This is a genomic window from Streptomyces spiramenti (assembly GCF_012034385.1).
Classification (GTDB): Bacteria; Actinomycetota; Actinomycetes; order Streptomycetales; family Streptomycetaceae; genus Streptomyces; species Streptomyces spiramenti.
In genome coordinates this window covers 1-9,551 of sequence record NZ_JAAVJB010000198.1, presented here as the reverse complement: position 1 = coordinate 9,551, position 9,551 = coordinate 1, and the positions used below count along the sequence as shown (strand labels likewise).

Genomic DNA, 9,551 nt, shown 5'->3' with positions numbered 1-9,551 from the left:
GGCCCCCGGCGCGCGGCGCCGACGGGCGCCCGCTGCCGGGCGGCGGCATCACCCGCCGCGCCCGCTTCATGCGCGACCGCACCCTGCTGCTGATGGTGCTCCCGGTCCTGGCGCTGCTGACACTCTTCAACTACGTCCCGCTGCTCGGGAACGTGGTCGCGTTCCAGGACTACGACGTCTACGGCGCGGGCATCAGCGGCAGTCCCTTCGTCGGGTTCGACAACTTCGAGCGCATCTTCTCCGACCACCGGTTCTGGGAGGTGCTCGCCAACACCCTGATCATCTTCTTCACCCAGCTGGTGCTCTTCTTCCCGATCCCCATCGCCGCCGCGCTGCTGATCAACTCGGTGATGAGCTCCCGGGTCCGCGCCTGGGTGCAGGCCGTGGTCTACCTGCCGCACTTCTTCTCCTGGGTGCTGGTCATCACGGTCTTCCAGCAGATGCTCGGCGGGGCCGGCCTCATCGCCCAGTGGCTGCGGCAGCGCGGCTACGACGGGTTCGACCTGATGACCGACCCCGGGTTCTTCAAGTTCCTGCTCAGCGCGCAACTGGTCTGGAAGGACGCCGGCTGGGGCGTGATCGTCTTCCTCGCCGCGCTGGCCGCGGTCAACCGCGAGCTGTACGAGTCGGCGGCGGTCGACGGCGCCGGCCGGTGGCGGCGGATGTGGCACGTCACCCTGCCCGCGCTGCGACCGGTGATCGCGCTGCTGCTGGTGCTGCGCGTGGGCAGTGCATTGAACCTGGACTTCGAACAGATCCTCCTCCAACGCGACCAGGTCGGGGCCGGCGCCTCGGAGGTCCTCGACACCTACATCTGGTGGACCGGTATCAACACCGGCGACTTCGGCTACGCCGCTGCCGCGGGCATCTTCAAGGGCCTGTTCTGCGTGCTGATGGTCATCGCCGCCAACAAGGCCGCCCACATGCTGGGCGAGCAGGGGGTGTACTCCCGGAAATGACCACGACCGCACCGGGCCCGTCCGGCCCGACGCCCGACCCGCCGGCCGCCCGCGACCCCGGCGCCGCACCGGCCGCACCGACGCCGGACGGCGACCGCCGCACCACTGCTCAGCGGCTGCTCGGCACCGAGCCCCGGCCCGTCTGGGAGGAGGAACCCACCCGCGCCGGACTCGCCTTCAAGGGCGTCGGGTTGGCGGGGATCTGCGTCCTGATCCTCGGGCCGCTGTGGGTGGTGGTCGTCACCAGTCTCTCCGACGCGCAGACCATCAACGACGCGGGCGGGCTGGTGATCTGGCCCGAGGGCATCACCTTCGTCGCCTACCAGGAACTGCTCTCCGGCGGCGCTGTCACCCGCGCCACCCTCGTCTCGCTCGGGATCACCGTCGTCGGCACGTCGGTGTCGATGTTCTGCTCGGTGCTCTGCGCCTACGGCCTCAGCCGCACCGGTTCCTTCGCCCATGGTCCGGTTCTGATGTTCGTCATGGCGACGATGTTCTTCGGCGCGGGGCTGATCCCCACCTACCTGCTGGTCACCGGCATCGGCCTCGGGAACACCTACTGGGCGATGATCCTGCCGAGCGCCGTCAACGTCTTCAACATCCTGGTGCTGCGTGCGTTCTTCATGCAGACGGCGCCCGAGCTGATCGAGGCCGCGCGGATCGACGGCGCCGGCGACTGGCGCATCCTCTGGCAGATCGTGCTGCCGCTCTCCCGCGCGGTGCTCGCCGTCATCTCGCTGTTCTACGCGGTCGGTTACTGGAGCCAGTGGTTCAACGCGATGCTCTACGTCCAGGACTCCGACATGTACCCGCTCCAGATGATCCTGCGGCAGATCGTGCTCCAGCAGCAGGTGCCGCCCGGCGCCATGGGGCAGGCCGTCAGCAGCGGCCAGATCAGCAGCCTCGCCGTGCAGATGGCGGTCATGGTCCTCGCCCTGCTGCCGGTCGCCGTGCTGTCGCCCTTCGTGCAGAAGCACTTCCAGAAGGGCATGCTCACCGGCGCCGTCAAGGGCTGACCCCACCCCCGCCCGCCCCCGCCGACCCCGTCCCCGCCCCGACCCGCACCCCCACGGCACCTGCGCCCGGGGGACCTGCACCCCGCCACCGCTCCGGAAGGTGACCGCCGTGCCCCCGCCACCCACCGCCCGACCCCACCTCGGCGACGCGACCCGCGGCCGGCTGCTCTTCGGCGGCGACTACAACCCCGAGCAGTGGCCCGAGGAGACCTGGGCGGAGGACGCCAGGCTGATGCGCGAGGCCGGGGTCACCACCGCCACCGTCGGTGTCTTCTCCTGGGCCACCATCGAACCCCGCCCAGGCGCCCGCGAGTTCGGCTGGCTCGACCGGGTCATGGACCTGCTCCACGACCACGGCGTCGGCGTCGTCCTCGCCACCCCCACCGCCTCCCCGCCGCCCTGGCTCGGCGCCCGCCACCCCGAGACGCTGCCGCGCGCCGAGGACGGCACGGTCGTCACCTACGGCTCCCGGCAGCAGTTCTGCCCCAGCTCGCCCGTCTACCGCCGCTACGCCACCGCGCTGACCGAGGACGTCGCTGCCCGCTACGCCGACCACCCGGCCCTGCTGATGTGGCACGTCAACAACGAGTACTGCACCCACTGCTGGTGCGACACCACCGCTGACCACTTCCGCCGCTGGCTCGCCGCGCGCCACGGCAGTATCGACGCCCTCAACGCCGCCTGGGGCACCGCCTTCTGGAGCCAGCGGTACGACGACTGGTCGGAGGTGCTGCCACCCCGCCGCGCCCAGTACATCCGCAACCCCGCCCAGGCGCTCGACTTCCGCCGGTTCACCTCCGACGCCCTGCTGGACTGCTACCTCGCCGAACGCGACATCGTCGCCCGCCACACCCCGCACACCCCGGTGACCACCAACTTCATGCCGCTGTGGTCCGGGCTCGACGGCTGGCGGTGGGCCGAGCACGAGGACGTCGTCTCGGTGGACAGCTACCCCGACCCCGCCGACCCCCTCGGCGGTGGCGCCCGGCACGCGCTGACCGCCGACCTCACACGCGGCCAGTCCGGGGGCCGCCCCTGGGTACTGATGGAACAGGCCGCGGGCGCCGTCAACTGGCGCCCGGTGAACCGGCCCAAGCCGCGCGGCATGAACCGCCTGCACTCCCTCCAGGCGGTCGCCCGCGGTGCCGACGCCGTCTGCTACTTCCAGTGGCGGCAGTCCCGCCAGGGCGCGGAGAAGTACCACTCCGCGATGCTCCCGCACGCCGGACCCGACTCGCGCACCCACACCGAGATCCGGCGGGTCGGCGCCGAACTCGCCCGCATCGGCGCCGACATCTCCGGCAGCGAGGTCACCGCCGAGGTGGCCGTGGTGCACGACTGGCCGTCCTGGTGGGCCGCCGACGGCGAGGCACGCCCCTCCTCCCTGGTCACCTACGAGAAGCTGCTCACCGCCTGGCACCGGGCGCTGTGGGAGGAGAACCTCACCACCACCCTCACCCACCCGGGCGCCGCCGACCTCGACCGCTACCGGCTGGTCGTCGCCCCCTGCCCCCACCTCCTCACCGACGCCGCGCTCCGCGCCCTCACCCGCTACGTCACCGGCGGCGGCCACCTGGTCTGCGGGTTCTTCAGCGGCGTCGTCGACGAGGACGACCGGGTCCACGCGGGTGGGATGGCGGCCGGACTGCGGCGACTGCTCGGCATCGACACCCTCCACACCTGGTGGCCGCTGGCCGAGGACGAGACCGTCCGCTGCGACGACGGCACCACCGGCACCCTCTGGTCCGAGGAGCTGACCGCGGCGCCCGGCGCCGAGACAGTCACCGCCTACCGCGGCGGTGAACTCGACGGTCTGCCTGCGGTGTTGCGCAACGGCCGGGCCTGGTACGTCTCCACCCTGCCCCAGCCGACAGCCCTGCGCGGGCTGCTGCGCCGCGTCGCCGACACCGCGGGCGCGACACCCGTCCTCGACGGGCTGCCGACCGGGGTCGAGGCGGTCCGTCGCGGTCCTGCGCTCTTCCTGCTCAACCACGGGCCGCAGGCGGCGGATGTGCCGCTCCCCATGCCCCACACCGACCTGCTGACCGGGGACCACCATTCGCGGACGGTCCACCTGGAGCGGTACGGCGCCGCGGTGCTGCGCCCGACCCCCACCGCCTCCGCCGGCGGCGCGGGATGAGCGGGAGCGGCAGGAGGCCCGGGAGCTGCGACCGTCCGGTCCCCGCCGCCGACCACGCTCCGGTGCACGGCAGTTGGGAGCCGACGCCCGCACACCGGTGGGAGGACGGCTACCTCGCGGGGAACGGCAGCCACGGCGCGCTCGCCCACGGCGACCTCGACGACGACCGCGTGATCGTCACCCATCACCGGCTCGTCCGCCCCAACGGCAGCGAACGGCTGCGCCCACCCGCCCTCGCGCGCCGACTCGCCGAGGCACAGCGGGCGTTGCTCGCCGGCGACAACGAAGCGGGACAGCGGTTCGGCGACGGCCTGCCCTTCCACTGGGTCCAGCCGTTCCACCCCGCCCTGCAGACCCGCGTCGTCACCCTCGCCGCGCCCCCGGGCGGGCGGGCGGGGGGCTACCGGCGGTCGGTGGACTTCACCACCGGTGAGATCCGGTCGGCCGCGGCCGGGCGCACCTCCACGGTCTTCGTCTCCCGGGCGGACGACGTGATCGTGCAGCTCCTCACCGCGCCCGGCCACGACCTGGCCGTCCGTCTCGACCACGAACTCCCCGGCGCGCCCGCGAACCTGTCCACCGCGAGGTCCACCGTGCCCATCGCGGGCGGCGCCCACCTCGCGCTGCGTGTGGACCACCCGGACTCCGGCCGCGGCTACACCGTCGCCACCGTCCTCCTCGCCGACGCGGGCGGGACGACCGCCGAGGGTGCCGGGACACGGGTCCGGGACGCCCGCGCGCTGCTCCTGCTCACCCGGGTCCACCGCCACGACGCGGCGGCGGGACCGGCAGCCCCCGACCCGGCGGAACTCTGGGAACGGCTCGTCCGGCTTGCCGCGGCGGTCGTCCCCCGGGACCGGACCGCACCGCCCCCGAAGGGGATCGCCGCCCCCGACGCCAGGCGCGCCGTCGCGCCGCAAGCCGTCCACGACGCACTTCTGGCGCGCCACGTCGCCCGCCACCGACCCGCCTACCTCCGTGTCGCACTCGATCTCCACGCCCCCGCCGCCGAACGCGCCCTCCCCGGGAGCGCGCTGCTGGCCCGCCCGGACAGCACCGCCCTGCTCGAACGGCTCTTCGCCGCCGGGCGGCACCACCTGCTGTCGGCCGCCGGGGAGCTTCCGCCCCGGCTCACGGGGCTGTGGACCGGCGACTGGGACACCGCGTGGTCGGGCGCGTTCACCACCAACGCCAACCTCAACCTCCAGACCGCGTCCGCCGCGGGCGCGGCACTCCCCGAAGTCGTGGCCGCACAGCGCCGGTTCATCGCCGAGCAGCTCGACGACTGGCGGGAGAACGCCGCCGCGATCTTCGGGACGAGGGGCGTGGTCGCCCCCTCCCACACCGATGGCGACAGCGGCCACACCCGCCACTTCCAGCGTGACTACCCCCTGCACGTGTGGACCGCGGGCGCGGACTGGCTGCTGCTGCCGCTGCTGCACGAGGCCGAGCACACCGGCGCCCCGGACGACGTCCTCGACACCCTGCTGGCGGAAGTGGCGCAGTTCTACGACGACTTCCTCCTCCGGGACGACGGCGGCGACGGCACCGTGACCGTGGTGCCGTCGTACTCGCCCGAGAACAGCCCGGCGGGCCGGGGCCCCGTGGCGGTGAACGCCACCATGGACATCGCCGCCGCCCGCCACGCCCTCACCACGGCGGCCGAACGGCTCCCCGGCGACGACCGCGCCCCCGGCTGGCGCCGACTGGCCGCCGCGTTGCCGCCCTACCGGGTCAACGAGGACGGCGCGCTCGCCGAATGGGCGAGTCCGGGACTGGGCGACACCTACGACCACCGGCACCTCAGCCACCTCTACCCCGTGTGGCCGCTCACGGAGATCACCCCCGAGGCGGCGCCGGAGCTCGCCGAGGCCGCCCGCCGGGCCCTGGAGCTCCGCGGCAGCGAGAACGACTCCGCGCACGGCCATCTCCACCGGGCGCTGATCGCGGCACGGCTGAACGAGGCGGACACCGCCCTCGCCGCCCTTCGCGCCGTCCTGCACGCGGACTGCTTCCACGACTCGCTGATGAGCTCGCACTACCCCGCGCGTGACGTCTACAACGCGGACGCCGCCCACGCCCTGCCCGCCGCGGTGCTCGAACTGGTCGCCCACACCTCACCCGGACGCCTCGACCTGCTGCCCGCGCTGCCCGCCGCGTTCCCGACCGGTGCGGTCACCGGTCTCGCCACCCGGTTCGGCAGCGAGCTGGACGTGGCCTGGTCACCGCGGCGGGTCGAGGCGGTGCTCCGCCCGGGACGGGACGCGGTGATCGAGCTGCGGCTGGGACGGCACCGCCCGCGCCCGGGGCGCGTGGAGCTCACGGCCGGGTGTGAGCAGCGACTGACGCTGGCGCGTTGACCGGGCATTCCGTGCGGGCCGGGCACTCCGTGCGTGCCGAACTCACCCGGTGGGAGGCGCCCGGCCGCGACCTGGCGCCCGGCCGCGACCTGGCGCCCGGCCGTGGCCCGGCGTGCGGCCCGTGCGGGGAGCCGCCCGGCTCAGCCGGGGGGCGGCCCGGAACTGGCGCGCACGGTGAGCGACGGCGCGATCAGCTCCTGCCGGTGGGCCGGGCCGCGGTCCAGCGCGGCCATCGCCAACTCGACCGCGCGGCGCCCCATCTCGCGCGCGGGCAAGGCGACGGAAGTCAGCCGTACCGAGGCGCGCGCGGCGATGTCCTCGGGGCCGATGGCGACCACCGACACGTCCTCCGGCACCGCACGGCCCTGGCGGCGCAGCACGGAGAGGAGGGGTTCCACAGCGGGTTCGTTCTGCACGACGAAGCCGGTGGTGCGGGGGCGTTCGTCGAAGATCCGGCCGAGGGTGTCCGCGATGCCCGCGTAGTCGCCGTCGCAGGGGCGGTGCAGCAGGCCGACGCCCAACTCCCGTGCACGGGACTGGGCCGCTCGGACCGTGCGTTCGGCGAAACCGGTGTGCCGTTCGTAGACGGCCGTGGCTTCGCCCACGAACGCCAGCTCCCGGTGGCCGAGTTCGGCGAGATGGTCCACGCACAACGCGCCCGTCGCCTCGAAGTCGAGATCGACGCAGGTGAGTCGGTCGGGGGAGCCGGGCAGGCCGATCAGGACCGCCGGCAGCTCGCTCTCCCGGAGCAGCGGGAGCCGCTCGTCGTCGGTCTCCACGTCCATGAGGATCACGGCGTCCGCCAGCGAGCTGGCCATCACGCGGCGCAGCGCGGCGGGCCCCTCCTCGCCCGTCAGCAGCAGGACGTCGTGGCCGTGGCTGCGGGCGGTGGTCGCCACGGCCACCGCAATCTCCATCATGACCGGCATGTACATGTCCGTGCGCAGCGGCATCATCAGCGCCAGGATCTGCGACCGGCTGCTGGCGAGCGCGCGCGCACGGGCGTTGGGGTGGTAGCCGAGGACGCGGATGCTCGACTCGACGCGTTCCCGCGTCGAGGAGGAGATGGAGCGCTTGCCGCTGAGCACGTAGCTCACCGTGCTGGCGGACACCCCGGCGTGCCGGGCGACCTCGGCCAGGGTGACCGCGCCGGTGGTGTCGCTCATCCGGTCGCCTCTCACGGGGGTGTCGAGTGGGTCACGCCGCGTTGAAGCGCTTCGACGCAGTGCCGTGCCCGCTCCGACCAGCATAGGTGACGCACTGCGGAATGCCTCCGCGGTGACTGCGGGGCATCCGGTCGAAGCGCTTCACGCGCGTGCCGGGCGCCGGCGGCGCGACGACCGGGAGGCGGTTCGGGGGACGAGGCGCCCGAGGACCGCAGCCCGGCCGGGTCAGCCGTCCTCCCACTCGCCGCGGGCGTACTGCACGACCACGGGGTCCATGAGGGTGCTGGGGCGGACGTCGGCCCGGCGCCGGTCCACGGGGAAGACGGTGGCCGCCTCCAGGACGGCGTCGTCGATGAACCGCAACGGCGGCGCGTCCGGCGCCAGTCGGAGCGGCGCCGGGGTGCTGCCGTCACCCAGCAACGGAGTGCCCAGCATCGGAGCGCCCAACACCGGAACGCCCGGCGCGGCGGCGGTGTGCACGGCGGTCGCCGGGGTTTCGCCGGTCGCCCCGGGCGGACGGGCCAGCAGGAACCCCCAGTTGCCGAAGCTCGGGACGTCCACCTGGTACGGGGTGGTGGAGAACCCGGCCTCGGCGAGGGTGGCGTCGATCGACCAGAACGAACGCGGTGCGAAGAACGGCGACCCGCCCTGCACGGCCAACGACCCGTGGTCGGCGAGGATCTGGTCGACGACCGTGTAGAACTCGACGCTGTAGAGCTTCGCGGTGGGCGCGTCCTCCGGGTCGGGGAAGTCCGCGATCACCACGTCGTAGGGTCCGGGTGCCGTCCGGGCCCAGTTGAACGCGTCGGCGTTGACCACCTCGACCCGCGGGTCGGCCAGCGCGTCCTCGTTCAGTGTCCGCAACGGCTCCCAGGAGCGCGCCAGTTCGGTGACCTCGGGATCGAGGTCCACCAGGGTGACCGACTCGACGTCGTCGTACTTCAGCACCTCCCGCACCGCCAGGGCGTCGCCCCCGCCGAGCACCAGCACGCGGGAGCGCGGCCCGGTCATCGCCGGGTGCACCAGTGCCTCGTGGTAGCGGTACTCGTCGATCGAGGAGAACTGGAGATCGCCGTTGAGGAACAGCCGCATGTCCCGGTCGCCGGTGAAGGCGAACGCCTCGGTGACGACGACCTCCTGGTAGTCGGTGCGCACCGCGTGCACGATCGGGTCGCGGTAGAGCTGCTGCCGGGCGGTGACCTCGATGCGGTCGGCCAGCACGTAGGCGGTGCCGAGAACGCCCAGCACCAGCACCATCGTCGCCAGCAGGCCGGTGCGGACCACCGGACGCAGCTGCCTGCGGAAGATCCACACCACGACGGCGATGCCGAAGACCGCGTTGACGGCGCCGACGACCAGCGCGCCCTTCAACTGCCCGAAGACCGGGAGCAGCAGCAGCGGGAAGCAGAGCCCGCCGACGAGCGCCCCGATGTAGTCCACGGCGAACATGTCGGCGACGGCGCTGCCGGCCTCCTGGCGGCGGATGCGCTGGAGCAGCGTCATCAGCAGCGGTATCTCCGCACCGATGAGGACACCGACGACGAAGGCGATCACGATCATCGCGGGCGTGTAGACCTGGAGCCAGGCGAACATCGCGTACAGCACGAGGACGGAGAGCCCGCCGATCAGCGCCAGCAGCCCCTCGACGAGGGCGAACGCGCCGACGGCCCGACGTTGCAGCGGCTTCGCAGCGAGTGAACCGACACCCATGGCGAAGACCATCACCGACAGCACCAGGGAGGTCTGCATGACGGTGTTGCCGACCAGGTAGCTGCCGAGCGTCACCAGCGCCAGTTCGTAGGCGAGGCCGCAGGCGGCACAGGCGAACACGGAGAACAGCAGCAGCGCCCGGGCCAGCCGGGGCCGCGAGCTGGGCAGGTGCCCGCCGGGCGGCGGACCGCCGCCCGGCC

General features: G+C 73.3%; 6 protein-coding genes. 4 read left to right on the top strand and 2 right to left on the bottom strand.

Annotated elements, in window-relative coordinates; genetic code table 11:
* From HCJ92_RS19045 to HCJ92_RS19030, 4 genes are all read left to right on the top strand, one after another.
* Positions 1-959, top strand: a 959-nt coding sequence (locus HCJ92_RS19045; protein WP_167934832.1) for an ABC transporter permease, incomplete at its 5' end; no start/stop codon positions are given.
* Positions 956-1,975, top strand: coding sequence for a carbohydrate ABC transporter permease (locus HCJ92_RS19040; protein ID WP_167934831.1), 1,020 nt, complete (start codon positions 956-958; stop codon positions 1,973-1,975). The genes HCJ92_RS19045 and HCJ92_RS19040, both read left to right, overlap by 4 nt.
* 109 nt (positions 1,976-2,084) lie before the next feature.
* Positions 2,085-4,115, top strand: a complete 2,031-nt coding sequence (locus tag HCJ92_RS19035) for a beta-galactosidase (RefSeq protein WP_167934830.1) — start codon at positions 2,085-2,087, stop codon at positions 4,113-4,115.
* Positions 4,112-6,475, top strand: coding sequence for a glycosyl hydrolase family 95 catalytic domain-containing protein (locus HCJ92_RS19030; protein WP_167934829.1), 2,364 nt, complete (start codon positions 4,112-4,114; stop codon positions 6,473-6,475). The genes HCJ92_RS19035 and HCJ92_RS19030 overlap by 4 nt, the downstream gene beginning before the upstream one ends.
* A 140-nt stretch (positions 6,476-6,615) precedes the next feature.
* Here HCJ92_RS19030 and HCJ92_RS19025 read toward each other — a convergent pair whose 3' ends face one another.
* Together HCJ92_RS19025 and HCJ92_RS19020 are read right to left on the bottom strand one after the other, a co-directional pair.
* Positions 6,616-7,641, bottom strand: coding sequence for a LacI family DNA-binding transcriptional regulator (locus tag HCJ92_RS19025; protein ID WP_167934828.1), 1,026 nt, complete (start codon positions 7,639-7,641; stop codon positions 6,616-6,618).
* A 225-nt stretch (positions 7,642-7,866) separates the two neighbouring features.
* Entirely contained in the window at positions 7,867-9,519 is a 1,653-nt protein-coding gene (locus HCJ92_RS19020; protein WP_167934833.1) for a polyamine aminopropyltransferase, read from the bottom strand.
* Positions 9,520-9,551 lie beyond the last annotated feature (32 nt).